General features: G+C 63.3%; 30 protein-coding genes. 12 read left to right on the forward strand and 18 right to left on the reverse strand.

What is annotated here, in order from left to right:
- Nucleotides 1-13: 13 nt before the first annotated feature.
- The 4 genes from AC2FL1_RS16335 (at nt 14) to aat (ending at nt 3,236) form a co-directional block, all read left to right on the forward strand.
- Nucleotides 14-550 (forward strand): LuxR C-terminal-related transcriptional regulator, encoded by a 537-nt coding sequence (locus AC2FL1_RS16335; RefSeq protein ID WP_496830572.1) that lies wholly within the window; start codon nt 14-16, stop codon nt 548-550.
- Between the two features lie 147 nt (nt 551-697).
- Complete coding sequence (gene accB, locus AC2FL1_RS16340) at nt 698-1,192, forward strand: acetyl-CoA carboxylase biotin carboxyl carrier protein (RefSeq protein WP_496877666.1); 495 nt, start codon at nt 698-700, stop codon at nt 1,190-1,192.
- A 10-nt stretch (nt 1,193-1,202) separates the two neighbouring features.
- A complete protein-coding gene (accC, locus tag AC2FL1_RS16345) occupies nt 1,203-2,552 on the forward strand; it encodes an acetyl-CoA carboxylase biotin carboxylase subunit (protein ID WP_496830576.1) in 1,350 nt (449 codons plus the stop codon).
- Between the two features lie 51 nt (nt 2,553-2,603).
- The gene (gene aat / locus AC2FL1_RS16350) at nt 2,604-3,236 is read left to right on the forward strand and encodes a leucyl/phenylalanyl-tRNA--protein transferase (protein ID WP_496830578.1); all 633 of its coding nucleotides are present in this window, start codon (nt 2,604-2,606) and stop codon (nt 3,234-3,236) included.
- Here the strand turns inward: aat and AC2FL1_RS16355 are convergent.
- From AC2FL1_RS16355 to AC2FL1_RS16380, 6 genes are all read right to left on the reverse strand, one after another.
- On the reverse strand, nt 3,200-3,559 hold the full coding sequence (locus AC2FL1_RS16355; protein ID WP_496830580.1) for a DUF2155 domain-containing protein: 360 nt from the start codon (nt 3,557-3,559) through the stop codon (nt 3,200-3,202). The genes aat and AC2FL1_RS16355 overlap by 37 nt on opposite strands.
- Entirely contained in the window at nt 3,556-4,011 is a 456-nt protein-coding gene (mlaD, locus tag AC2FL1_RS16360; protein WP_496830582.1) for an outer membrane lipid asymmetry maintenance protein MlaD, read from the reverse strand. Before mlaD ends, AC2FL1_RS16355 begins: the two co-directional genes overlap by 4 nt.
- Before the next feature lie 10 nt (nt 4,012-4,021).
- On the reverse strand, nt 4,022-4,405 hold the full coding sequence (locus AC2FL1_RS16365) for an NADH:ubiquinone oxidoreductase subunit NDUFA12 (protein WP_234139429.1): 384 nt from the start codon (nt 4,403-4,405) through the stop codon (nt 4,022-4,024).
- Nucleotides 4,406-4,495: 90 nt separating this feature from the next.
- On the reverse strand, nt 4,496-4,894 hold the full coding sequence (locus tag AC2FL1_RS16370) for a RidA family protein (protein WP_496877667.1): 399 nt from the start codon (nt 4,892-4,894) through the stop codon (nt 4,496-4,498).
- 130 nt (nt 4,895-5,024) lie between these two features.
- Nucleotides 5,025-6,293 carry an ATP-dependent Clp protease ATP-binding subunit ClpX gene (clpX, locus tag AC2FL1_RS16375; RefSeq protein WP_234139427.1) on the reverse strand — a complete coding sequence of 423 codons (1,269 nt, stop codon included), beginning with the start codon at nt 6,291-6,293 and terminating at the stop codon, nt 5,025-5,027.
- Between the two features lie 142 nt (nt 6,294-6,435).
- Entirely contained in the window at nt 6,436-7,062 is a 627-nt protein-coding gene (locus tag AC2FL1_RS16380) for an ATP-dependent Clp protease proteolytic subunit (RefSeq protein ID WP_234139426.1), read from the reverse strand.
- Between the two features lie 242 nt (nt 7,063-7,304).
- On the opposite strand from AC2FL1_RS16380, the gene AC2FL1_RS16385 reads away from it, so the two are divergent.
- Nucleotides 7,305-8,309, forward strand: a complete 1,005-nt coding sequence (locus AC2FL1_RS16385) for a GlxA family transcriptional regulator (protein ID WP_234139425.1) — start codon at nt 7,305-7,307, stop codon at nt 8,307-8,309.
- Between the two features lie 24 nt (nt 8,310-8,333).
- Here the strand turns inward: AC2FL1_RS16385 and AC2FL1_RS16390 are convergent, their stop codons facing one another.
- The 11 genes from AC2FL1_RS16390 to AC2FL1_RS16440 form a co-directional block, all read right to left on the reverse strand.
- A complete protein-coding gene (locus AC2FL1_RS16390; protein ID WP_496877668.1) occupies nt 8,334-9,596 on the reverse strand; it encodes an FCSD flavin-binding domain-containing protein in 1,263 nt (420 codons plus the stop codon).
- 38 nt (nt 9,597-9,634) lie between these two features.
- Nucleotides 9,635-10,345, reverse strand: a complete 711-nt coding sequence (locus AC2FL1_RS16395) for a c-type cytochrome (RefSeq protein WP_496877669.1) — start codon at nt 10,343-10,345, stop codon at nt 9,635-9,637.
- A gap of 3 nt (nt 10,346-10,348) precedes the next feature.
- Nucleotides 10,349-11,410, reverse strand: coding sequence for a c-type cytochrome (locus tag AC2FL1_RS16400; protein ID WP_496877670.1), 1,062 nt, complete (start codon nt 11,408-11,410; stop codon nt 10,349-10,351).
- A complete protein-coding gene (soxC, locus tag AC2FL1_RS16405) occupies nt 11,394-12,677 on the reverse strand; it encodes a sulfite dehydrogenase (protein ID WP_234218620.1) in 1,284 nt (427 codons plus the stop codon). Before soxC ends, AC2FL1_RS16400 begins: the two co-directional genes overlap by 17 nt.
- 79 nt (nt 12,678-12,756) lie before the next feature.
- On the reverse strand, nt 12,757-14,460 hold the full coding sequence (soxB, locus tag AC2FL1_RS16410; protein ID WP_496877671.1) for a thiosulfohydrolase SoxB: 1,704 nt from the start codon (nt 14,458-14,460) through the stop codon (nt 12,757-12,759).
- Nucleotides 14,461-14,561: 101 nt separating this feature from the next.
- Nucleotides 14,562-15,413, reverse strand: coding sequence for a sulfur oxidation c-type cytochrome SoxA (gene soxA / locus AC2FL1_RS16415; RefSeq protein ID WP_496830599.1), 852 nt, complete (start codon nt 15,411-15,413; stop codon nt 14,562-14,564).
- 77 nt (nt 15,414-15,490) lie between these two features.
- Complete coding sequence (gene soxZ, locus AC2FL1_RS16420; protein WP_496877672.1) at nt 15,491-15,820, reverse strand: thiosulfate oxidation carrier complex protein SoxZ; 330 nt, start codon at nt 15,818-15,820, stop codon at nt 15,491-15,493.
- Between the two features lie 33 nt (nt 15,821-15,853).
- Nucleotides 15,854-16,270, reverse strand: a complete 417-nt coding sequence (gene soxY / locus AC2FL1_RS16425) for a thiosulfate oxidation carrier protein SoxY (RefSeq protein ID WP_496830602.1) — start codon at nt 16,268-16,270, stop codon at nt 15,854-15,856.
- 42 nt (nt 16,271-16,312) lie between these two features.
- Nucleotides 16,313-16,786, reverse strand: coding sequence for a sulfur oxidation c-type cytochrome SoxX (gene soxX, locus AC2FL1_RS16430; protein ID WP_496877673.1), 474 nt, complete (start codon nt 16,784-16,786; stop codon nt 16,313-16,315).
- Nucleotides 16,787-16,916: 130 nt separating this feature from the next.
- Nucleotides 16,917-17,495: a thioredoxin family protein gene (locus tag AC2FL1_RS16435; protein WP_496859298.1), complete on the reverse strand. Its 579-nt coding sequence runs from the start codon at nt 17,493-17,495 to the stop codon at nt 16,917-16,919.
- A gap of 27 nt (nt 17,496-17,522) precedes the next feature.
- Complete coding sequence (locus tag AC2FL1_RS16440; RefSeq protein WP_234139414.1) at nt 17,523-18,260, reverse strand: cytochrome c biogenesis CcdA family protein; 738 nt, start codon at nt 18,258-18,260, stop codon at nt 17,523-17,525.
- A gap of 95 nt (nt 18,261-18,355) precedes the next feature.
- Here AC2FL1_RS16440 and AC2FL1_RS16445 point away from each other — a divergent pair, with 95 nt between their 5' ends.
- From AC2FL1_RS16445 to AC2FL1_RS16455, 3 genes are all read left to right on the forward strand, one after another.
- Nucleotides 18,356-18,733, forward strand: coding sequence for a thioredoxin fold domain-containing protein (locus AC2FL1_RS16445; RefSeq protein WP_496830608.1), 378 nt, complete (start codon nt 18,356-18,358; stop codon nt 18,731-18,733).
- Nucleotides 18,734-18,877: 144 nt separating this feature from the next.
- Complete coding sequence (locus AC2FL1_RS16450; protein ID WP_496877674.1) at nt 18,878-19,213, forward strand: ArsR/SmtB family transcription factor; 336 nt, start codon at nt 18,878-18,880, stop codon at nt 19,211-19,213.
- 63 nt (nt 19,214-19,276) lie between these two features.
- Nucleotides 19,277-20,335: a YeeE/YedE family protein gene (locus tag AC2FL1_RS16455; protein WP_496877675.1), complete on the forward strand. Its 1,059-nt coding sequence runs from the start codon at nt 19,277-19,279 to the stop codon at nt 20,333-20,335.
- Nucleotides 20,336-20,347: 12 nt separating this feature from the next.
- Here AC2FL1_RS16455 and AC2FL1_RS16460 read toward each other — a convergent pair whose 3' ends face one another.
- Nucleotides 20,348-21,352, reverse strand: coding sequence for a zinc ABC transporter substrate-binding protein (locus tag AC2FL1_RS16460; protein WP_496877676.1), 1,005 nt, complete (start codon nt 21,350-21,352; stop codon nt 20,348-20,350).
- Nucleotides 21,353-21,439: 87 nt separating this feature from the next.
- Here AC2FL1_RS16460 and AC2FL1_RS16465 point away from each other — a divergent pair, with 87 nt between their 5' ends.
- The 4 genes from AC2FL1_RS16465 to AC2FL1_RS16480 all read left to right on the forward strand — a co-directional run.
- Nucleotides 21,440-21,919, forward strand: a complete 480-nt coding sequence (locus AC2FL1_RS16465) for a helix-turn-helix domain-containing protein (protein ID WP_011046734.1) — start codon at nt 21,440-21,442, stop codon at nt 21,917-21,919.
- Nucleotides 21,916-22,686 (forward strand): ATP-binding cassette domain-containing protein, encoded by a 771-nt coding sequence (locus AC2FL1_RS16470; protein ID WP_496877677.1) that lies wholly within the window; start codon nt 21,916-21,918, stop codon nt 22,684-22,686. Before AC2FL1_RS16465 ends, AC2FL1_RS16470 begins: the two co-directional genes overlap by 4 nt.
- Nucleotides 22,686-23,480: a metal ABC transporter permease gene (locus AC2FL1_RS16475; RefSeq protein WP_044027949.1), complete on the forward strand. Its 795-nt coding sequence runs from the start codon at nt 22,686-22,688 to the stop codon at nt 23,478-23,480. The genes AC2FL1_RS16470 and AC2FL1_RS16475 overlap by 1 nt, the downstream gene beginning before the upstream one ends.
- A 359-nt stretch (nt 23,481-23,839) precedes the next feature.
- Nucleotides 23,840-24,605: IS5 family transposase (locus AC2FL1_RS16480; protein WP_496877678.1), on the forward strand; the 766-nt coding region annotated here is incomplete at its 3' end.

Genomic DNA, 24,605 nt, shown 5'->3' on the forward strand with positions numbered 1-24,605 from the left:
CACCATACGCGGCATGAGTGACCCCGGCTTCGAATATGCGCCTATCGGTCTGGTAGAGCTGGAAAACCGCGTCATCCGGCGCTGCAACCTGCATTTTGCCAGCATGTTCGGCGGACAGGAAAGCGACTATCGCGACATGCCGCTGCTCAGGCTCTATCCCAGTCACGAGGATTTCGAGCGCATCGGCAAGCGTGGCCTGCAGGTCATGCGCGAAACCGGCTATTACACCGACGAACGCATCATGCGCCGCCGCGATGGCGATCTGTTCTGGTGCCGGGCGCGTGGCAAGTCGCTGACGCCCGACGACCCGTTCCGCCACGGGATCTGGAGCTTTGCCGACATCTCGGAAGAGCGCCGCGTGGTCGAGCTGACCCCGCGCGAACGCGAGGTGGCGCTGCTGACCTGCCGGGGCCTGTCGGCCAAGGAGGTGGGCGCGGAACTGGGACTCAGTTATCGCACTATCGAGGCGCATCGCGCCCGGCTGCTGGAAAAATTCGGCGCCCGAAAGCTGCCGGAACTGGTGGCGAAACTCTCCGGGATGCCGCTTTGATCGCAATTTCCTCGCAATCGAGCGGCGCAAACCCCATGTTTCCCGATGACAGGGCGCTTTTCATGGCCCGGCGCTTGGCCTATAACGCCGCGTAATTCACGAGCCCGAACACCACAAACGGGCCAAGGGGAACCGTCGAGGACACTCATGACAGACAGCAGACACGAAGCGGATGTGGCATTCATCAAGGCGCTGGCCGAATTGCTGCGGGAAAACGATCTGACCGAAGTGCAGGTCAAGCGTGAATATGGCGAGGAAGACAGCCTGAACGTGCGCGTCAGCCGCGTGTTGCCCGCAGCGGCTCCGGTGCAGGTCGCCGTGCCCGCCGCTGCCCACGCTGCTCCGGCCCCGGCGGCCCCTGCGGCGCCCACTGCTGCGCCGGCCAGCACCGAGGACCCCGCCGCCCATCCGGGCGCCGTGACCTCGCCCATGGTTGGCACCGTCTATCTGCAGGGTGAACCGGGCGCGCCCGCTTTCGTCAGTGTCGGCGCCAGCGTTGCCGAAGGTGACACGCTGCTGATCGTCGAGGCGATGAAGACCATGAACCACATCCACGCCCCGCGCGCGGGCACAGTCAAACGCATCCTGGTGGGAGACGGCGACGCCGTGGAATTCGGCACCCCGCTGGTCATCATCGAATAAGGGCGCCGTCATGTTCGACAAGATCCTGATTGCGAACCGAGGCGAGATCGCCCTGCGTGTGATCCGCGCCGCGCGCGAGATGGGGATCGCCACGGTTGCCGTGCACTCCACCGCCGACAGCGACGCGATGCATGTGCGCATGGCCGACGAATCGGTCTGTATCGGCCCCCCGCCCGGCAGCCAGAGCTATCTCTCGGTGCCCGCGATCATCTCGGCCTGCGAGATCACCGGCGCCCAGGCGATCCATCCCGGCTATGGCTTTCTGTCCGAAAACGCCGGTTTCGTGCAGATTGTCGAAGATCACGGAATCACCTTCATAGGCCCCTCGGCGGAACATATCCGCATCATGGGCGACAAGATCACCGCCAAGGAAACTGCCAAGGAACTGGGTATCCCCGTGGTTCCCGGCTCGGATGGCGGCGTGGCTGATCTGGCCGAGGCGCGCCGGGTCGGCGAGGAGATCGGCTATCCCGTGATCATCAAGGCCACCGCCGGTGGTGGCGGCCGCGGCATGAAGGTTGCCCGCAATGCCAAGGAGATGGAGCACGCCTTCTCCACCGCGCGCTCCGAGGCCAAGGCCGCCTTTGGCAATGACGAAGTCTATATCGAGAAATACCTGACCACGCCGCGCCATATCGAGATCCAGGTGTTTGGCGACGGTAAGGGGAATGCGGTGCATCTGGGCGAGCGCGACTGCTCGCTGCAGCGCCGTCACCAGAAAGTGTTCGAAGAGGCCCCCGGCCCCTGCATCACCCCCGAAGAACGTGCCCGGATCGGCAAGATCTGTGCCGATGCGGTGGCCAAGATCGACTATATCGGCGCCGGTACTGTGGAATTTCTCTATGAGAATGGCGAGTTCTACTTCATCGAGATGAACACCCGCCTTCAGGTGGAGCATCCGGTGACCGAGGGCATCTTTGGCGTCGATCTGGTGCGCGAGCAGATCCGGGTTGCCGCTGGTCTGCCGATGTCCTTTACCCAGGACGATCTGCAGATCAACGGCCACGCGATCGAGGTTCGGATCAACGCCGAGAAACTGCCGAATTTCTCGCCCTGCCCCGGCAAGATCACCGCCTATCACGCGCCCGGCGGTCTGGGCGTGCGGATGGATTCGGCGCTCTATACCGGCTACTCGATCCCGCCCTATTACGACAGCCTGATCGCCAAGCTGATCGTGCAGGGCCGCGACCGGCCCGAGGCGCTGGCCCGCCTGCAACGGGCGCTGAGCGAGCTGATCGTGGACGGGATCGACACCACGGTGCCGCTGTTTCACGCGCTGCTGCAAGAGCCCGACGTCCAGAGCGGCACCTATAACATCCACTGGCTGGAGCGCTGGCTTGCGGAGAACCTGGCCGACTGACTGTGTGGGCCGGGTTTACCCCCCGGTCCCGCACCGCGCACCGGGCGCGGCATGACGCTCGCGCCCGAACTGTTGCTGCATGGCTATTCCATCGGCATCTTCCCCATGGCAGAGCACCGCGACGACCCCGAGGTTTTCTGGGTCGATCCGATCCGGCGCGGCGTCTTTCCCCTGAACGGCTTTCACCTGTCGCGCAGCCTGGCGCGGCGGATGCGACGCGGCGACTATCAGGTCAGCATCGACCGTGATTTCGCAGGCGTGCTGGATGGCTGCGCCGACCGGGCAGAGACTTGGATCAACCCCGAAATCCGCGCCAGCTATCTGGCACTGCACCGCTTGGGTCATGCCCATTCGCTGGAAGTCTGGGACGGCACGCATCTGATCGGCGGCGTCTATGGCGTGGTTCTCGGCGCGGCCTTCTTTGGCGAGAGCATGTTCTCGCGCCGCACTGACGCGTCAAAGATCGCGCTGGCCTATTTGGTCGACAGGCTGCGACAGACCGGGTTCACCCTGTTCGACACCCAGTTCCTGACCGCGCATCTGGCCTCTCTCGGCGCGGTCGAAATCCCGCGCGCCGAATACCGGCGTCGGCTTGAGCGCGCGCTGGAAGGGGCGGCGGATTTCTCGGCCGTGATCGAGCAGAGCCCTCAGGGCGTCATACAGCGGATCACCCAGACATCATAGCGGGAATGGTCCAGCGCGCTCAGCGCCGGGGACGATGCGATCATCCAGCCGTCAAAGATCGCCTGCCGCTGGCCATGCTCCCAGATGGTGAGATAGGCAAAGGCGTCGCCAGTGGGGTTCTCGACCGGATAGCGGCAATCGCCCAGCGCCACGTCCAGCCCGTAGATCTCTGCCGTTTCGCCGTTTCCAACCCGGAAATCTTCGGTCTGGCCACTGACCTTGTCGAGCCCGCGCAACAAGGCCCCGGTGCCCGAGGTCACCTCGTCCGCCGCCAAAAGCGGCGCTGGCAACAGGGTCAGCAGGACCGCGACAAAACGGATCACTCGCCGCTCCCGTCGCCTGCCACAAACTTGACCAGCAGCGAGATCAGGCTGACCGCGCCCTGGGTGTCGTCGATCACGTCGCCCGGTTCGAAATAGAAGGCCGAACCGCCCGGCATGATTTCAAGGAAGTTACCGCCCAGCAGCCCTTCCGACGAGATTACCGCCGCGCTGTCATCAGGGATCTGGATCCCTTGAGTAACGGTGAAACGTGTGTCGGCGCGATAGCTGTCGGGGTTGAGATCGACCCCGGTGACGGTGCCGATCTTGACCCCCGCCAGCCGCACATCGGTGCCCACGGTCACCCCTTCGAGCGAGCGGAACGAGGCCGCCAGTTCGTATCCGCCAGTGCCGCGCGACAGGCCGGTTGCCTGGCTGGCATAAACGCCAAAGGCCAGCGCAGCGGCCAGTACCGCACCGCCGACCAGAACTTCTGTCATGTTGTGGCTGGACATATCCGCCTCTTTATTCCGGGCTCCAGGCCTCGTAATCACGCCGTTCAACCGGCTTGGGCCGGCGCAGAGAACCCGCCGGGACATAGGCCAGAGGTGTGCCGGTCAGGTTCTCCTGATGTGGCTTTTCCCAGGCCTTGTGTGGCAACGGCCGCTCGGTCGGCGGTTCATCCCAGGTCCGGTGCAGCCAGCCGTGCCATTCCGGGTCGATTCGGCTGGCCTCGGCCTCTCCGTTGAAGATCACCCAGCGCTGGCTGTCATCACCATTGCGATAAAAGACGTTTCCCTGCGCGTCCTCGCCTACCTTGGTGCCCTTGCGGGCGGTATAGATCCGGGTGTTCAGCGTGGCACCGTTCCACCAGGTCACGGCGCGCAGCAGGGTGTTCAGGATTCCCATAGGGTACCTCCGAAAATTACTTATCAGCAGATATGACCGATGCGCGCGCCAAGGTCCAGAGGCCAGCCCCGCGACAGGCCCACGCAGCCGTTATTGTGGCAACAAGGCCGTGACTTCGATCTCGATCCGGTATTTGGGGTCGATCAACCCGCATTCGATCATCGTCGCCGCCGGCGGATTTGCGCCAAAAGTCTCGGCCAGGATCGGCCAGCAGGGCTCGAATTCTGCCGCTTCGGGCAGATAGTAGTTCACCCGCACCACATCGGCGAATCCCGCGCCGGCCTCTTTCAGCGCCGCGCCGATGACTTCCAGCGCGGAACGGCACTGTGCCACCACATCATCACCTTGCCCCACGGTTCCTGCCACATGGACAAAACCGCCCGCCACTACCGCGCGACAATAGCCGATCTTCGCCTCGAACGCGCCGCCCGATGAAATCCGTCTGATACGCAACTTTGCTTTCCCTACCTGAGCGCCATGCACCGACATGGTGCTTTCCTCTTGCTGAAAAATATCCCGGGGGAGTCACCGCAGGTGACGGGGGCAGCGCCCCCTTGTCCCCCCTCAACACAAAACGGCGCGGAAGCACCGCGCCGTCCTATCCGCTCATCCCCGGCTTTCAGCCGGCGCTTGCCGATCCCTTTTCGTTTTCGGCATAGATCAACAGCGGCTGCGCATCCGAGGTCACTGCCTCTTCGTTCACCACCACCTTGGTCACGTCGTTCATGCTGGGCAGATCGAACATGGTATCCAGCAGGATATCCTCCATGATCGAGCGCAGGCCGCGCGCGCCGGTCTTCCTTTCGATGGCGCGCTTGGCGATCGCCTTCAGCGCGTCGTCGGTGAAATCCAGCTCGGTATCTTCCAGCTCGAACAGGCGCTGATACTGCTTTACCAATGCGTTCTTGGGTTTGGTCAGGATGGTGACCAGTGCATCCTCGTCCAGATCCTCAAGCGTCGCCAGAACCGGCAGACGGCCAACGAATTCCGGTATCAGGCCGAACTTCAACAGGTCCTCGGGCTCCAGCTCGGTAAAGAGCTCCCCCACTCCGCGCTCGTCACTGGCGCGCACATCGGCGCCAAAGCCCATGGCGCTGCCCTTGCCACGCTGCGCGATGATCTTGTCGAGACCTGCAAAGGCCCCGCCACAGATGAACAGGATATTGGTGGTATCCACCTGCAGAAATTCCTGCTGCGGATGTTTGCGCCCGCCCTGCGGCGGCACGCTGGCCACGGTGCCTTCCATCAGCTTCAAGAGCGCCTGTTGAACCCCCTCGCCCGACACGTCGCGGGTGATCGAGGGGTTTTCCGACTTGCGGGTGATCTTGTCGACCTCGTCGATATAGACGATGCCGCGCTGGGCGCGTTCGACATTGTATTCGCTGGCCTGCAACAGCTTGAGGATGATGTTCTCCACATCCTCGCCCACGTAACCGGCCTCGGTCAGGGTGGTTGCATCGGCCATGGTAAAAGGCACGTCCAGAATGCGTGCCAGCGTCTGCGCCAGCAGCGTCTTGCCGCAGCCGGTCGGGCCGATCAGCAGGATGTTCGATTTGGCCAGTTCGATATCGTTTCCGGCCTTCTGGGCGTGGTTCAGACGCTTGTAATGGTTGTGCACGGCAACCGAGAGCACCCTCTTGGCGGTGGACTGGCCGATCACATAGTCATCCAGCACGTCACAGATATCGCGCGGCGTCGGTACCCCGTCCGAAGATTTCAGGCTGCTGCTTTTGGTCTCTTCGCGGATGATGTCCATGCACAGCTCGACACATTCGTCGCAGATGAACACCGTCGGACCTGCGATCAGTTTGCGCACCTCGTGCTGGCTCTTGCCGCAGAAGCTGCAGTAAAGCGTGTTCTTGCTGTCACCGCCTGAATTCGTCGCCATGGTCACCCTTTCCGGCCTTCGTCCCGGCGCCCCGCTCCGCGCGGACGGGAGGCCGATTTGTTCATGAAGCTTAGGCCAGCATACCGGCCGCTACAATGTCAAACTTCCCGGTGCGCGGGGTTGTCCGTGCACCACCTGCCGATCAGGCGTCGTCGCCCTTGCTGCGACTTTCGACGATCTCGTCGATATGACCCCATTCCTTGGCCTCTTCCGGCGACATGAAATTGTCGCGGTCCAGCGCCTTTTCAACGGCTTTCTTGGTCTGGCCGGTGTGCTTGACATAGATGTCATAGAGCCGGTCCTTGAGTTTCTGGGTCTCGGCGGCATGGATCATGATGTCGCTGGCCTGACCCTGATACCCGCCCGAGGGCTGGTGCACCATGATACGGCTGTTGGGAAGCGAGAAACGCATCCCCTTTTCACCGCCGGCCAGCAGGACCGACCCCATCGAAGCCGCCTGGCCGATCACCAGGGTCGAGCATTTCGGCTTGATATACTGCATGGTGTCATAGATCGACAGGCCGCTGGTCACCACGCCGCCGGGGCTGTTGATGTAGATCGAGATCTCCTTGTTCGGATTCTCGGCCTCCAGATGCAGCAGCTGGGCCACGATCAGGTGGCTCATCCCGTCATGAATCGGGCCGTTGATGAAGATGATCCGCTCCTTCAGCAGGCGCGAGAAGATGTCATAGGCGCGCTCGCCCCGGCTGGTCTGTTCGACCACCATGGGGACAAGGGTATTCATATAGGTATCGACGGGATCGAACATCTGGGACCTGCCTGCTCTTAGCGTTGGTTCGGGACATTACCCGAGGAGGGTTACACGAGTCTTAGTGTCGCCTTGGAGGGGCTGCAAGGGCCGGAGGCGATTTCGTTTGCCGCAGACACGCGCGGCGGCATGACGCAAATCGGCAACAATGCGACGCATATTGACCTTGCGCCGGGCAAGCCGCACGGTACGGGCATGTAACCCGTCGGAGCCCTTGCCCGCTCCTTCCCGATCAGAGCGCCATGACCCAGACCCCCTTCGTTTCCAAAGCAGCCTCCGCCTCGGTTTCGCTTAACTATGACGGGCCGTCGCAGGATTTCCGCTTTCTGTTGCTGCCCAAGGCGACGATGCTGGCAGTGGCCGCGGCCATCGAACCCCTGCGCATCGCCAACCAGCTGACCAAGAAGCAGCTATATACCTGGCATACGATGACCGAGAACGGTGCGCCGGTCACCTGTTCCAACGGGCTGCGCATCACCCCGGATCAGGCACTGGCGCCGCTGCCGCCCGAGGCGATGGGTTTTGTCTGCGCCGGGGTCGAACCGGAGAAAAGCTATTCACCCGCCGTTCTGGCCTGGCTGAGGCGGGAATATCGCCATGGCAGCGCCCTGGGCGGCATCTGTACCGGCGCCTTTGCCCTGGCCCGGGCGGGGCTGCTGGAGGGGCGCCGTTTCACCCTGCATTGGGAAAACCAGCCCGGCTTTGCCGAGGCCTTTCCGGACCTGACCCCGACCCCGAACATCTACGAGCTGGACGGGCGGGTCACCACCTGCGGCGGCGGCAACACCGCCATCGACATGATGCTGGCGCTGATCGAAAAGCAGCACGGGCCCAAGCTGGCCATCGTGGTGGCCGATATGTGCATCCACATGCGCTCGGGCCGGCAATCGCCGCAGCGCTCGGCGCGGTCGGTGGCGATCGGCAGCCGCAACCCCGCGCTGCTCAAGGCGATCGAGCTGATGGAGGCGGAACTTGAGGAGCCGCTGACCAACGACGATCTGTGCGACCGGCTGGGCATCTCGCGCCGCCAGCTGGAGCGGTTGTTCAAACGCTACCTGGATCAGGGACCGATGGCGTTTTACCTCAACCTGAGGATCGAGCGCGCGTTCATCTTTCTGAACGAGACCAACATGACCGTGGCCGAGATCGCGGCCGCCACCGGCTTTGCCAATACCAGCCACCTGTCACGGCAGTTCCGCGCCCGTTACGGCGCCTCGCCGCATTCCTTCCGCAAGGCGTGGTCCTGAGCGGACCACGCCCCATGCGGCCGTTTAGCCAAACATGTCCGAGGTGATGCCGGCATACCAGCCGATGCTTTCCTCGTAAGTGGCCTGGCGCAGTTCGGCGCTTTCGCCGGTGGCACTGATAAAGCCGTCGACCTTGGCGATCTTCTCGTCCGTCGCCTCGTAGGTGGCGCCGACCTTGACCCCGTCATCGGTGCCAATCAGCGACCAGCAGGTGTTCGAGAACTTGGCCGGGAACATCTTGGAGCCGGTCAGCGCCGCGCGCACTGCCATTGCCGCCACCTTGGCCTGGCTGTTGGCCGAGAAGCCAGATTTCGGCATGTCGCCCTGGTTGGTGGCGTCGCCCAGCACGTGGATGTTCTCGTCCATCCGGCTTTGCATCGTATGGCCGATGACCGGCGCCCAGTTGCCTTCGTTGATGCCCGCGATTTCGCAGATGCGGCCCGCCTTCATCGCCGGGATCACGTTGCAGACATCGACCTTGGTCTCTTCGCCGTCGATGGTGACGGTCATCGCGTCGGGATCGACCGATACGTCGCCACCACCGAAATCCGGACCGATCCAGTCGACCATGCCCGAATAGTGGGTGTTCCAGCCTTCCTGGAACAGCGCCATTTTCGAGAATTTCGGCTTGGGATCGGCCACGATGATCTTGGCGGTCGGGTTTTTCTGTTTCAGCACATGCGCCACCATCGAAACCCGCTCGTAAGGTCCCGGCGGGCAGCGATAGGGGTTGGGCGGGGCCACCATGGCGAAGGTGCCGCCTTCGGGCATCGCCTCGATCTGCGCCTTGAGCAGTTCCGACTGCGACCCGGCCTTGTAGGCATGGGGCATCTTGTTCTGGGCACTGACGTCCCACCCCTCGACCGCGCCATCGACAAAGTCGATGCCGGGGCTCAGGATCAGCCGGTCATAAGGCAGCACGCCGCCCCCTGCCAGGCTGACGGTGCGCGCGTCACGGTCGATGCCGACAGCCCAGTCATGCACCACGTTGATGCCGTATTCGCTGGCCAGCTTGCCATAGGAATGGGCGATGCTCGACAGTTCGCGAAAGCCGCCGATATAGAGGTTCGAGAAGAAGCAGGTGTAATAGCTGCGGGTCGGTTCCACCAGGGTCACGTCGATGGCCCCATCGGCCCCCTTGGCGATATAGCGCGCCGCGGTTGCACCGCCAGCACCGCCGCCCACGACCACGACACGGGGTTTGCCCGCGCCCAGCACGACCGGCGCCTGAAGCGCCGCCGCCGCCGCGACACCGGTGCCCAGGAATGTCCGTCTGTTCAAAGTCATCTGGTTTCCTCCTCCAAAAAACAAATGAGCGCCGGACCTTACTCCAGCGCTTCGAAATAGGCGGCCAGCGCCGCGATCTCCTCATCTGACAGCCGCCCGGCCATCATCTGCATCACCGGGTGTGGCCTGATCTTCTGTTTATAGGCATGCATGGCCAGAACGAAATCCTCGGCCAGCCAGCCGGTGATCACCGGAATGCCGTTATAGTCGCCATCGGTCTGGTGGCAGGTGGTGCATTCGGTGGACAGATATTCACCATATTCGGGATCGCCCACCATGGCCAGCACCTCGGGTGCCAGTTCCACATCCTGTTTCAGCGCGGTGGGCGCTGCTTCGGGGATGTTCTGGGGACTGGCCGAGAACCGGCGCAGATAGGCCAGGATGTCGCCCCGGTCCTGCGCGTCAGGCAGGCCCGCAAACTCCATGTTGGTGCCCGAAACCAATGTCTTGGGATTGCTCAGATAGGCGTCGAGATGTTCGAGATCCCAGACCATCCCGTCGCGACGCGCGCGCAGGATGCCCGGGGAATAGTCGAAATCCTCGAACTGGGCGACCTTGCGGTCGAAGATGCCGTTCAGATGCGGCCCGGTGCCATGCTCGGCCCCCTCGCCCACCTGGTGGCAGCTGGCGCAGACCTGAAACAGCCCCTCCCCGCGCGCGGCATCACCGATATCGCGCGCAGTTTCGTCGGCACGGGCCGCCCCCGTCAGGGCGGCCCCGGCCAGTATCGCTCCTCCGAGCCAGCGCATCGCTTACTCGAAACTCTTCAGGTATTCGATGACGGCGGCGATATCGTCCTCCTTCTTCAGCCCGGCAAAGGACATCTTGGTCCCCTTCATATAGGCCTTGGGTTTGGCGAGGAAGGCGGCGAGTTCGTCCTCGGTCCAGACCAGCCCGCCTTCGCCAGCGGCCTGCATCGGCTTGGAATACTTGAACCCGTCAACCGCACCGGCAGCATGTCCAACGATACCGTTGAGCATGGGACCGGTCTTGTTCTTGGCACCCTCGCCGACTTGGTGGCAGGCCTTGCACTTCTTGAAGGCCTTTTCCCCCGCTGCCACCAGCTCGGGATCAAGCGCCGCCTCTTCCACCGGCGCAGGTTCCGCCGCCGTTTCGGTTGCTGCCGCTTCGGTGACAGTGGCCGCTTCCTCGGGCTCTGCCGCGGCCGCGTCGTCCCCGCCCGTATCCGGCGTCACGTCCAGTACTCTGGCGCGCATGGTGATCTCGACCGTGTCCTTGCAGTTTTCCATGCAGGGCTCGGCGGTCCAGAAATGCGCTTCGGACGTTTCGCGGTCATCGATGATGAACCCATCGGCATTGGGCAGTTCGACCTCGGCGAAATTCTCGTTCGAGAGCACGAAATCGTCATCCACCAGATCGTTGGAATAGAGGATATAAGCCACGATCGCATAGACGTCGTCCGGGCTGAGCGACTGCGCGTTCCCAAAGGGCATCGAGCGGTTCACATAGTCCCAGGCGGTGGACAGGTGCGGCCAGTAGGAGCCTACGGTCTTGAGCGGATCCTCGCGGTCGAGCGTGTCCATGCCACCGGCCAGCTTGGGCCAGTTGTCGACACCCTCGGCGAAATCGCCGTGGCAGATGGCGCAGTGTTCGGCAAACACCATCTCGCCATCCTCGACCGAACCCTCGCCTGCGGGCAGGCCGGTGCCATCGGGGCTGACGTCCAGATCCCAGGCGGCGATCTCTTCGGGCAGCGCCGGGCGGCCCAGACCGAATTCGCCCGCCCAGGCCGGCGCCGACAACATCAGCGCGGTGACCGATGCGGTGAGGGTCAGCTTAGGAAACTTCGACATTTTCGGCCACTCCGTTTGCCTTGACCCACCAGGTCTGGATCGCGTTGTTGTGATAGATCGAGTTGAGGCCCCGCACCTCGCGCAGCTGCGCCTTGGTGGGCTGCACATAGCCGCTGGAATCGCGGGCGCGGCTTTGCAACAGCATCTCGGAGCCGTCCCAGTTGGTATCGAGATAGAACCGGGTCAGCGCCTTGTCCTGCCCCGGCGCCGCCAGGCGGGCGGGCTGCCAGCTTTTGCCGCCATCCATCGAGACATCGACACCGGTGATCGCGCCGCGACCCGACCAGGCCAGGCCGGTGATCACCAGCGGACCCGCACCATGGGTGATCGGCGCCTGCGGGCTGGGCGAGGTGACGACCGATTTGGCATCCATCACCCAGGTCCATTTGCGGCTGGTGCCATCCTCGAGCGTGTCGGTGTATTTCGAGGTTTCCTCGCGGCTTTCGACGGGGCCGTCCATCACCTCGATCCGGCGCAGCCACTTGACCCACATGTTGCCTTCCCAGCCGGGTACAACCAGGCGCACGGGATAGCCATGTTCCTTGCGCAGCGCCTCGCCATTGGCCTTGAAGGCGACCAGAACGTCATCCAGCGCCTTTTCCATCGGGATCGAGCGGCCGTTGGATGAAGCATCGGCGCCCTCGACATAGACCCATTTGTCCTTGAGATCGCCCGCCGCGCTCAAGCCCGCCTCTTCCAGCAGGGTGCGCAGTGAGACGCCGGAATACTCCATGTTATGGATCATGCCATGGGTGAACTGGGCGCCGTTTAGCTGGGCACCGGCCCATTCCATGCCCGAGTTTGCCGCACATTCGCAGAAATACACGTGGTTCTGGCGCGGGAAACGTTCCAAATCCGCATAGGAGAAGACCAGCGGCTGATCGACCAACCCGTTGATCATCAGGCGGTAATCTTCCTTCTTCAACGCGATGGCGCCCGAATGGTGCCGTTCGAAGGCACATCCCTGCGGGGTGATGGTGCCATCCAGCGCGTGGATCGGGGTGAAGTTGATCGAGCTGATCGTGTCGGCGGTCAGCCATTCCACGTTGCGGCGAATGACGTCGCCCTCGTATTCGATGGGCAGGCCATAGGGGGTCGCGTCCACACCGTCGCCGGTGGCGCGCGCCCAGTCCTGAACCTCGGTGATCAGCGGATCGGGGCCTGCGGCCCGTGCCGCGCCCGCCGCCACGGCCCCTGCACCGGCGGCCGCGACACTGGTCAGGAACCGGCGGCGCGACGGGCTGTGCTTGCCAGAGCTTTCACTCATACTATTGCCTCCTTTGCATCACTGCATTCGCCTATGTGAATGCAATCGCTCAAAAAAATTTTGGCTAGGTGTGAGCGCCTCAGGCGCCCACGACCTCGACCGATGTATTCGGGGTCACGTTGACGGTGCCCAGTTTGCGGATGTGATTTTCGACCACATCCCAGATCTGCGGGCCTTCGGTGCCCTCGTTGACGCTGGCCCAGCCGGCGACGACATAATTCTTGGCCGGGTCGATCTTTTCCCCGGTTTTCAGCAGGGTCATCTCGCTGATGCGCTCTCCCTGCGGCTTGGTCACGTCGATGCGGTAACCCAGCCCGCCGACACGCACCATGTCGCCGCCCTGCTGGTAATAGGGGTCGGGGTTGAACAGGTTGTCACCCACATCCTCGAGCACCACATGCAGGAACTCTCCGGTCATCTCGGTGCGATAGGCGGCACCGTAACTCATCGAGGTTACGTTCCAGATATCCTCTCGGGTGATCTCCTGCCCCGGCAGGATCGACGGCCCCCAGCGCACGCCGGGCGACATGGCGATATCAGCATCGCGTTCGGAGATGAGCGCGTCGCAGATCAGATCGTCCCAGGTGCCGTTGAAATTGCCGCGACGATAGAGCAGCGCATCATCGGCGGTGCGCCCGATCACCTCGCGCAGCTGGTCGATATGCGGCTCTCGCTGCGCGTTGATCAGGGCGGTTACCTGCGGGTCGGGCGCGATCACGTCGGAAAAGATCGGGATCAGCTTGTGTTTCAAGCCCATCATCCGGCCATCGCGGATATCCAGATCGACCCGGCTGACGAATTTGCCGTTCGAGCCGCTGGCGATCACATAGGTCTGCTCCACCAGCACCGGTTCGGGCAGCGCGTCATGGGTATGGCCGCTGAGAATGACATCGATGCCGGTGACCCGGCCCGCCATCTTCTTGTCCACGTCAAAGCCGTTATGGCTCAGCACCACGACGACCTCGGCGCCCTCAGCCCGGACCTCGTCGACCATGGCCTGCATGTTCTCTTCGCGGATGCCGAACGAAAACTCGGGGAACATCCAGCCCGGATTGGCGATTGGCATATAGGGGAAGGCCTGACCGATGACGGCAACCTTGACGCCTCCGCGCTCGAAGAACTTGTAAGGTTTGAACAGCTCCGACGGCTCGTCCCATTCGGCGTCAAAGATGTTCTGGCCCAGCGAGGCAAAGGGCAGGCTTTCGACCAACTCGGTGACCCGGTCGGTGCCCAGGGTGAATTCCCAGTGGAAGGTCATCGCATCTGGTTTCAGCGCGTTCATCACGTTGACCACATCCTGCCCCTCGGTGTGGAAGCAGGTGTAGGAGCCGTGCCAGGTGTCACCGCCATCCAGCAGCAGCGCATCGGGCCGGTCCGCGCGGATCGCGTTCACCACGGTGGCGACCCGGTCCATGCCGCCCACCCGACCGTAGGCACGGGCCAGCGACGAGAAATCGTCATAGGTCAGCGCATAGGCCGAGGGGCTGCCATCCTCGATCCCGTAGAAGCGGCGGAAATCGGCACCCGTGACATGCGGCATCTGCCCCTTGGCCGCACCGATGCCCAGATTAACCTCGGGCTCGCGGAAATAGATCGGCATCAGCTGGGCATGGATGTCGGTGATATGGATCAGGGTCAGGTTGCCGAACGTGTCGAATTCCAGCAACTGGTCCTGGGTCAACGCCTGCTGCGCGGCCAGCCGGGACCAATTGCCAAAGCCGGAGGCCCCCACCAGGGCCGATGCGGCCATGGAAACCTGAAGAAAGTCGCGACGGGAGATCATGAGGCAGCCTTTTCCTGATCGTTTTCATCATAAATTCACAAAAGTGAATTTGTCTGGGCAAAAAAGACCCCGCACCGATATTCCGGTGCGGGGCCCAGTTGTTAGTTGCGGACCGAGGGTCCTTCGACCGACAGACCGTTGCCGCGGCTGGCAACATAGAGTTCCAGCGCCACAAATTCCGGGCTACCAGAGCTGAACGTCTCGGCGCGGGTATCGCGCACGCAGCCCTTGAAGCGGGCATGGGCCGTGTTCAGCTTGGCATTTTTCAGGCGGTAGGTCGGGAAACCGTTGATCTGCCCCTGGCTCAGGTGGTCGGCGCGGATCATGTTGCCATAATTGTCCTCATGGCAATTCGCGCAGCTCAGTTCCAGCTGACCATAACGGGTGTAGTAGATTTCCTTGCCCATCTCCCAGGTTGCCTGAACCGGGCCGTCAATCGCCACATTCACCGGCATGCCGCGCGAATGCACCGAGATCAGCGCCGTCATCGCCGCCATGTCGCCACCGTCATATTTCCACGCCTTGGCGCCCATGCGGTTCTCGCGGCAGTCGTTGACCTGCGCTTCCAGAGTGCGCACCTCTCCGGCGGCCTCGTTCCACTTGGGATAGACCGCCCGCACGCCCGCCATGCTTTCGGCGGCATCGCCGTGGCACGAGGCGCAGGATTTGCCCTCGGAACCATCGGCGGTGTCCCAAGCCTCTTGCGCCTGGTCGACAAAGACCATGGCCGGGTTGTCGAAGTCATCCATCTGCAACGCCTGGGTCTCGTCCGAACGGAAGCGCCAGCCCGAGTACAACTCGGACAGCGCGCCATCCAGATGAGCGGGCGCTTCGGTTTGGGTGACCATGTTGATCTCGCCATTGACGACCAACTCATCGCCGTCCGGGCCGGCCACCGCCGCCAGAGGCGCGGCCAGCAACGCGGCAATCGCGGTCATTGCCCTGACTTTCATCCATATTCCTCCCTTGGGTGATTGGCCGCGCCCGGTTCGCGCACCGGGCGGCGGCATCTTTTGCCTAGGACCGCGGATCAGGCGATCGTGATCGACTTGTTGTCGTTGTAGACAGAGCCGTCATCGTCATACCAGGTGAACACGAATTCGCCCGCTTCGGGCACAGTCGCTTCGAACTGGAAATAGGGGTTGGTGGAAATCGCCGGCTCCATGGTGATGTCGATCACCGACTGGCCGTTGAATTCGCAGGTGAAGCGGTTGATGATCGAACGCGGAATGACATTGCCTTCCTTGTCCTTGCGCTGACCGCTTTCCATCGCGTGGCTGATGAGGGTCTTGATCGTGATTGCCTCACCGGCTGCTGCCGATTTCGGGACTTTCACGCGGGGTTTAACACCAGATGCCATGTGTCTTGTCTCCTGATTATCGGACGAGCGGGCTTAGCCGCCACAGCCGCCGATGGTCACTTTTACGGTCGAGCTGGCCTTGACGAAGGAACCGTCGGCCATCTTGGCGATGGCGACAACGTCCTGAGTCCCGGCCAGACGAATGCGGGTGGATGCCGACTGCGCCGCAGCCAGCGGGCCAAAATTGAACTGCGCCACGCCCGGGGTCGGGTTGCCCATGGCCAGAACCAGAATCGACGCCGCGCCGGGCGCGCTGACCTCGATCGGAACGGTATTGCCGTTCTCGGCAATCTCGGGCGCGGTCAGGGTCAAACCGCCCTCGCCCATTTCGGCACCGCCGGTGAACTCGGCGATCCGGTCCTCGGCGGCGGCGTTCACGCGGAACGGCAGCACCGTCAGGGCCGCTGCGCCCAGGGCCAGACCCAGGGTGTCACGACGTGAGAAATCCATCGTTGCTCTCCTTTGTTTGTCGCCGTGCGGTTTCGGCACGGCTTATTCGTCCTTGAGGGTCGCGAGGAATGCGACCACGTCTTCGATCTCTTGCGCCGACAACAGAGGTGACAACGCACCCTTAGCGGCTTTTCCGGTATAGGCATCACCGGGGCGGGTATAGCCGTCGATCCGGTAGAAGGACGGCATCATCGATCCTTCGAACGTCATCTTGGCATTGGCGATCAGCCCGCGAAGCTCGGCCTCGGTCCAACGGCTTCCTGCGCCGTCCAGCGACGGCCCGATCTCGCCATGGAAGGGCACATCCGCCAATGCGCTTACCTGATGACAGGCGACGCAGTTGCCGTGCTGTTTAGAGCCCACGACCATGGCACCGTTCGCCGCATCGCCAGGTGTTCCGGTCAGCGATGCCTCGACGGCGCCGTCGGCATAGATCACATCGCCTGGTGCGGTTTCACCCGCCCAGGCTGCGCCACCGATCAGCGCCGCGGCCAGCGTCAGAATAGTTGTCTTCATGTGTCCTCCCATTGGCTCCCACGTGTCTGCGCACGTGGCGAAACTCGCTCGGTATACCGTAGGCCACGAACCACCTTGAACGCAACATCAAATTCACAAATATGAATTGGAATTTTGTTGCGCCTGACCTTCAGTCCGTTGAACCATTGCTGCGCTCCTGAATGCGCCGCGCGTGATACCGCTGGAAATCCTCATCATTATCAAGCGCATACCGCTTTTCGGCAACCCAGGTGAACATGTCCAGCGTAGTACCCGCGCTAAAGGCGCCGGGCATCACCGCCACCGCCGCCTGTTGCGCCGACTGGTCCTCGGCCACCTCTTCGGGCAGGAACAGAATCGTCGGCGTGAACAGGATACCCCATTTGCGGGCCATGTCCTTTTCCGACAGCGCCTCACCATCGAAATCGGTGACCTCGATATCGCCGTGCAGGTTCAATTGTACCACGAAATAGTTCTCTTCGATATAGCTGCTCACCTCGGGTCGGGGAAACACCTCCTTGTGCATCTTGGCGCAATAGACGCAGCCGCGCTGCTCAAAGAACAGCACTAGGCGTTTGCCCTCTGCGTTGGCCTCGCCCAGGTCCTCGCGCAGGTCCTTGAACGTGTCGCGCATCCACGCGGTCTTGTGCAGCCCGTCATCGCCCAGCTCCGCAGCCTGCGCGCCGCCCGTCAGGGCCAGCAGGCCCAGAATCGCCAGAAATCTTCTCATCTCCTCACCTCATAATCAGCCCGCCCCTCAGCCCAGTGCCGAAAAGCTGGGAACCCAACGGATCATCGCGTCGGCGATCCAGTTCACACCGCCGGTGACAATCAGGATAGCAAATACGATCAGCATTGCCCCCATCCCCTTCTCAACCCAGGCAAAGGCGGCGCGATGGCGCTGGACCCACCCCAGAAAGGGACGCGCGAAAAAGGCGGCTACCACAAAAGGCGCGGTCATGCCGACGCCATAGACCAGCAGCAAGAGGCCACCACGCCAGATCTCGCCCATGCCGCTGGCGATCATCAGGATCGCCGCCAGCGCCGGGCCCACACAGGGTGTCCAACCAAAGCCGAAAGCCAGACCCATCAGATAGGCCCCAAGCAGGGTCGAGGCGGGCATGGAACTGTCCATCCGGGCCTCGCGATATAGCAGCGGCACCCGGATCACGCCCAGGAAATGCAGGCCGAACACCACCAGAATCGCCGCCGCCGCCCAGGACAGCGTGTCCAGATAGGTGCCAAACAGCCGCCCCAGCGCGGTCGCCCCCATACCCAGCATCATGAAGACCGAGGTGACCCCGGCGGCAAAGGCGATCGACGACACGATCAGACGCCGCTGTGCCCCCGGCGCGATCCGCCCGTCGCCGCGCAGTTCGGCCATGCTGAGCCCGCCCATATAGGACAGGTAGAACGGCACCATCGGCAGCACGCAGGGTGTAAAGAAGCTGAGCAGCCCGGCAAACAGCGCACCAAGATAGGAAATTTCGAACATCTGTCGGCCTTGTGATGCACGGCGCTTGCGCGCGGCTTGATCTATTCACACATTCAAATTATGTTTTGTGTAAGTGAAAGGTCAACGGTGCATTCATGGGCATGACGAGAAACTTTCTGGCCGCGGGTTTGGCCGCGGTCCTTGCCTTGCCGGCGCTGGCCGCGGAATTGGTCATGGTCGAGCAGCATGGCTGCGAATGGTGCGCTCGATGGAACGAGGAAATCGCGCCGATCTACCCCAAGACCGCCGAGGGCGCCTTTGCCCCGCTGCGCCGGGTCGATCTACGCGCGATTCCCTCCGACCTGGAAACCGCGCGCCGGGTGGTGTTCACCCCGACCTTTCTGATCGTCGAGGACGGGCGCGAGCTGGCGCGGCTCGAAGGCTATCCGGGAGAGGATTTCTTCTGGCCGCTGCTGGAAAAGCTGTTGGTCGATCACACGGGCTTTGTACCCAAACCTCCCGGCAGCAGTTGAGCAGGCGGGACACGAGAACAAACATATTCGCGTGTGATGGTGGATTACGCGCGGCAAATCGGTTAAAGGGCGCCCGGCGCGCCAGACAGAGGGTTGACGCTTGAGTTATTGCCCGGGACCGACCCGGGGACGAGGACAAGAGACATGGCACTTCCGAAGTTTTCGACCGATATGGCCAATGATGAACTCGACAAGATGGTCGACAATGCCACCACCGCGTCGAATTTCCTCAAGGCGATCAGTCACGAAGGGCGGCTGATGATTTTGTGCCATCTGGTATCGGGCGAGAAATCGGTAACCGAGTTGGAAGAGTTGCTTGCTGCCCGTCAGGCAGCGGTCTCGCAACAACTGTCCCGTCTACGGCTCGAAGGTCTGGTAATTCCGCGCCGCGAGGGCAAGGCGATCTTTTACCGCTTGGCAGATGAGCGGCCAAGGCGGATACTGGAAGTGGTCTACGACCTGTTCTGCAACAACGACTGAGCCGCCCACCCGGTTCCGGTCGCCATCAAGCGGAACCGGCCACCGGAGCGTGGGGAGGAAAACATGCTTGTTTGGCTGAGCGACAGCCAGGCCGTTGCGTTGATTGGCCTTCTGGGCGGTATTGCCTTGGGGCTGGCCGCACGCCTGGGCCGGTTCTGTACCTTGGGCGCGATCGAAGACCTGCTCTATGGCGGCTCCGACCTCCGGATGCGGATGTGGGTGCTGGCCATCGGCGCCGCCATGGCGGGCAGTTTCGGCCTGATGGGGCTGGGCTGGCTCGATCCCGAGCAAAGCTATTACCTGTCGATCCGCTGGATGCCGCTGGCCTCGATCCTGGGCGGGCTGATGTTCGGCTATGGCATGGCACTGGCAGGCAATTGCGGCTACGGCTCGATCGCGCGGCTGGGCGGCGGCGATCTGCGCGCCTTTGTCATCGTGCTGGTGATGGGGGTCTTTACCTATGTCACCCTGGCCGGACCTCTGGCGCCGCTGCGCAACCTGCTGTTTCCCCAGATCGAGGTCGCCGGCGACCTGCCGCCGGGGCTGGCCCATCACGCCCATTTGCTGACCGGTCTGCCGGTACATGTGATCGGCATCGCCGTTGGGCTGATACTTTGCTTGGGAGCGCTGTCTTCGCGCGATTTGCGGCAGGAACCGAAATCCATCTTCTGGTCGCTGGTGGTGGCGGCGGCAATCGTCAGCGGCTGGGCCGGCAGCTACTGGGTCTATCAGAACGGGTTCGACGGGTTGCAGGTGGTGTCGCACAGCTTCTCGGCACCTGTGGGCGAATCCATCCTCTACGCGATGACCGGTTCGGTGCGCCCGCTGTCCTTTGCGGTGGGTTCGGTCGCCGGGGTCTGGGCGGGCGCCTTTTTCGGATCGCTGATTAAGGGCCATTTCCGCTGGGAGGCCTGCGAGGACCCGCGCGAACTGCGCCGCCAGATCGTAGGAGCAGCGATCATGGGTACCGGCGCAGTCATTGCCATGGGCTGCACCGTGGGTCAGGGGCTGACAGCCTTCAGCCTGCTGGCGATCAGCGCCCCGGTCACCTTTCTGGCGATCTTTGCCGGCGCCGCCCTTGGGTTGCGCCAGCTGATCGAAGGGTTCAGCGCAGCCGAATAACGGCGGCCCCGATCATTGGGCCGCGCAGGCGGCAAAGCTTGCCGCCATATCGCGCAGCACCTGCGGATAAAGCTCCGGTCCCGGCTCCAGCCCAGCGCCCAGCGGGTCGAGCACAAAAATCGCCGCACCTGTCCCTTCGACCGCCGTTTCGATCAGGGCAGTATTGTATTGCGGTTCAGAAAAAGCGCAGGTCACCGCCTCTTCCACCACCTCTTCGCGCAGATGCGCCAGCCGGGCCGGGCTGGGGCTGCTGGCATCGCCCAGTGACACGGTGCCGGCCAGCGTCAGGCCAAAGGGACGTTCGAAATACTGATAGGCATCGTGAAACGCGATAAAGGGTTTACCTTGCATCGGTTGCAACTCTGCCGCGATCTGGACTGTCAGCTCGGCCAGCCGGGCCTGCGCCTCGGCCGCGTTGGCGCGGTACCGGTCCGCGTGTTCGGGGTCGAGCCCGGCCAGTTCCTCGGCCAGCAGCGACAGCCAGACGCTGGCATTGCCCGGATCGAGCCAGGCATGCGGATCGGTGCCACTGTGATCATGATCGCCGTCATGGTCGTCATGCGCGGCCTGCGCGTGATCGTCATGCCCTTTGTCGCCCTGCGTTTCGTGATCTGCATGTTCCTTGTGATCGTCATGATCGTCATGATCTTCGTGGTCATCATGCGCCAGATCGCGATATCCCAACCGCGCCGTCGCGGGTTGTTCGAGCAGTGCGATATGGCGGGCATCGCCCGACAGCGACGACAGCGGCTTCTCCAGCCACGGGGTCAGTTCCTCGCCCATCCAGACCACCAGATCGGCCTGCTGCACTGCTCGCGCTTCGGACGGGCGCAGGGCATAACCATGCGGCGAGGCACCGGGGCGCACAATCAGGTCCGGTTCGCCAACCCCGGCCATGAGCTGGGCCACCAGCGAATGAACGGGCGCAATGTCGACCGCAACCTGCGGCACCTCGGCCAGCAGTGGCATGGCACAGGTCATCATCAGCGCGGATAGGGATAGACGGGTCATGGGCATCTCGACATGTTATAGTGTAACAGATTGCTCGACTTGATATCGAAGATGTTATAACATATCAAGCCTGAAATTCGCCGGGAGACCCCCATGACCGCCAAAGGTTTCGAACGTCACGACCACAGCCAATGCATCGCCACGGCGCTGCATCAGGCCGAAAGGCACTGCGCCGCGCACAAGCTGCAATTCACCCCGGTGCGCCGCCGGGTGCTGGAAATCCTGCTGGACCGTCACCGGGCCATGGGCGCCTATGAGATCCTCGACATACTCGCCGCCGACGGGCTGGGCTCGCAACCGCCGGTGGCCTATCGGGCGCTGGATTTCCTGGTGCAGAACGGATTCGCCCACCGGATCGAGCGCCTGAACGCCTATACCGCCTGCGCCCATCCAGAAGAGGATCACGTGCCCGCCTTTCTGATCTGCCGCAACTGCAAGGCGGTCGCCGAGGCGGGAACCGAGCTGGAACAGGGCCGCCTGGGCAAGGCCGCCGCCGAGGCCGGGTTTACCATCGAACGGATCGTGGTCGAGGCCGAGGGGCTCTGCCCTGGCTGCGCGGGTCAGGCCGCATGAGCACGCCGGTCATTGCCGCCGAGGGGCTGAGCATCCGGGTCGACGGCCGCACCGTGCTTGCCGATATCACCGTCGCCGTTCAACCCGGAGAGATCGTCACCATCGTCGGCCCCAACGGGTCGGGCAAATCCACCTTTCTCAGGGCGCTGATCGGTGCCCTGCCCCCGGCCTCGGGCCGGGTGATCCGCGCGCCGGGCCTGCGCATCGGCTATGTGCCGCAGAAACTGGCGATCGACGCGACGCTGCCGATCACCGTCAGCCGGTTCCTGAGCCTGCCGCGCCGGGTCCCGCAGGATGTCGCCGCCGAAGCGCTGGCCCGCGCCGGTGTGCCCGACCTGGCCAACCGGCAGATGACCGACCTGTCGGGCGGCCAGTTCCAGCGCGTGCTGCTGGCGCGCGCGGTGCTGGAACGCCCGCAACTCCTGCTGCTGGACGAGGCGACGCAGGGGCTGGACCAGCCCGGATCGGCCGCATTTTATCAACAGATCGAAGAGGTCCGCCAGGACCTCGGCTGCGCGGTGGTGATGGTCAGCCACGATCTGCACGTCGTCATGGCCGCCTCGGACCGGGTGCTGTGCATGAACGGTCATATCTGCTGCGAGGGCACGCCCGAGGTGGTGGCCGACGCGCCGGAATACCGGGCGCTGTTCGGCACCGGCACGCGGGGGGCGCTGGCGCTCTACCGCCACCAGCACAGCCACAGCCACGACGACGACTGCGGCCATGACCATGGCGCAGAGCATATGCATCAGCACGGAGACCGGTGATGCTGGACGACTTCATGATCCGTGCAGCCCTTGCGGGCGCGGGCGTTGCGCTGGCCTCGGGGCCGCTGGGCTGTTTCGTGGTCTGGCGGCGGATGGCCTATTTCGGCGAGGCGACGGCCCATGCGGCGGTGCTGGGCGTGGCGCTGGCGCTGGCGCTGTCGGCACCGATCCTGCCGGCGGTCGTGCTGGCGGCGGTGCTGATGGCCTCGGCGGTGACGCTGATGCGCGGGCGCGGCTATGCGATGGACACAGCGCTGGGGGTGATGGCCCATACGGCACTTGCGGCGGGGCTGGTGGCGGTGTCGCTGCTGGCCGATGTGCGGCTGGACCTGATGGCCTTTCTGTTCGGCGATATCCTGGCGGTGTCGCGCGGTGACCTGGCGGTGATCTGGGGCGGCGGGGCGCTGGTGCTGGGGCTGACGCTGTGGCGCTGGTCCGACCTGCTGATCGCGACGCTGAACCCCGATCTGGCCCATGCCGCCGGGGTCGATCCGCGCCGGGCCGAGACCTGGCTGACGCTGGCGCTGGCGGTGGTGGTCGCGGTGGCGATCAAGGTGGTGGGCGTGCTGCTGATCGCCGCACTTCTGGTCATTCCCGCCGCCGCCGCCCGGCCCCTGTCAGGCACGCCCGAGGGCATGGCGCTGGGGGCCGCGGGCATCGGCGGTCTGTCGGCGCTGGCCGGTCTATACGGCGCCTATCTGTTCGACACACCCGCAGGCCCCAGCATCGTCTGCGTCGCCGCGCTGAGCTTTATCGTGACCACATTGGCGAGAGGTCTTGTTAGGGGGCGGTGAGGGTCGAACGGACTGCGCCCTAGGTGACGCCCCTTACCCGCAAGATCCAGATGACCCGCGCCGAGGAACGGCGGATCCTGCAGGCGGGCGGTGTCGAGGGGGTGGAGGGCGGCGAGGTTGCGGGGGAGAGAAGGAAGGGGTAGTTTTGGTGAGGGCAAAATGTGTTCCCAATGCACCAAAAAATGAGTGGGAGCAGCACTTCCAAATTTCCACACTAACGCTTTCGCAGGAAGAAATTAGACAAATTCAGGACAGCGACTAGAGACGCAAATATTGATAGAATAAGAGAGTAGTAGGGCTCTGTTGCACAAATCCCGTGTGGGATTCATCTCATGAATCCAGCGTGGTAGCTGGGATGCATGAGCAGACCTACACCCCCGACCTACAGGACCAGGAACTGGCCAGCCTACAATGAAGCGCTCAAGCGCCGCGGCTCGCTGACGATTTGGTTCGACCCCGAAATGAGCTGGGAGGCCGCGCCGACAGGCAAGCGTGGCCGGCAGCAGACCTACAGCGACGCCGCTATCCAGAGCTGCCTTTCTATGAAGGTGTTGTTCGGCATGGCATTGCGACAGACGACCGGGTTCGTCGAGAGCCTCCTGCGGCTGATCGGTCTCGACTGGACGGTGCCAGACTTCAGCACCCTGTCCCGCCGCCAGAAGAGCCTGGCCGTGAACATCCCCTATCGCGGGTCCAAGGGACCGCTGCACCTGCTGATCGACAGCACCGGGATCAAGGTCGAGGGCGAAGGCGAGTGGCACGCCCGCAAGCATGGCGGTGCCAAACGGCGCGTCTGGCGCAAGATCCACCTCGGGATTGATGAGGAAACGTTGGAGATCAGGGCCGTCGAAGTCACCGGGAGCCATATCGGCGATGCGCCGGTGCTGCCTGACCTGCTTGGCCAAATCCCGGCGGACCAGCAGATCGGCAGCGTCACTGCCGACGGTGCCTACGACACCCGCAAATGCCACGATGCAATCGCTGACCGCGGCGCCCACGCTGTCATCCCGCCCCGCAAAAACGCCAAACCGTGGAAGACCGTCACCGCCGGCGCGGTCGCACGAAACGAAGCACTGCGGGCATCGAAATACCTCGGTCGCGCCCTCTGGCGACGATGGAGCGGAT

It is taken from the genome of Ruegeria sp. YKSF070 (assembly GCF_059612725.1).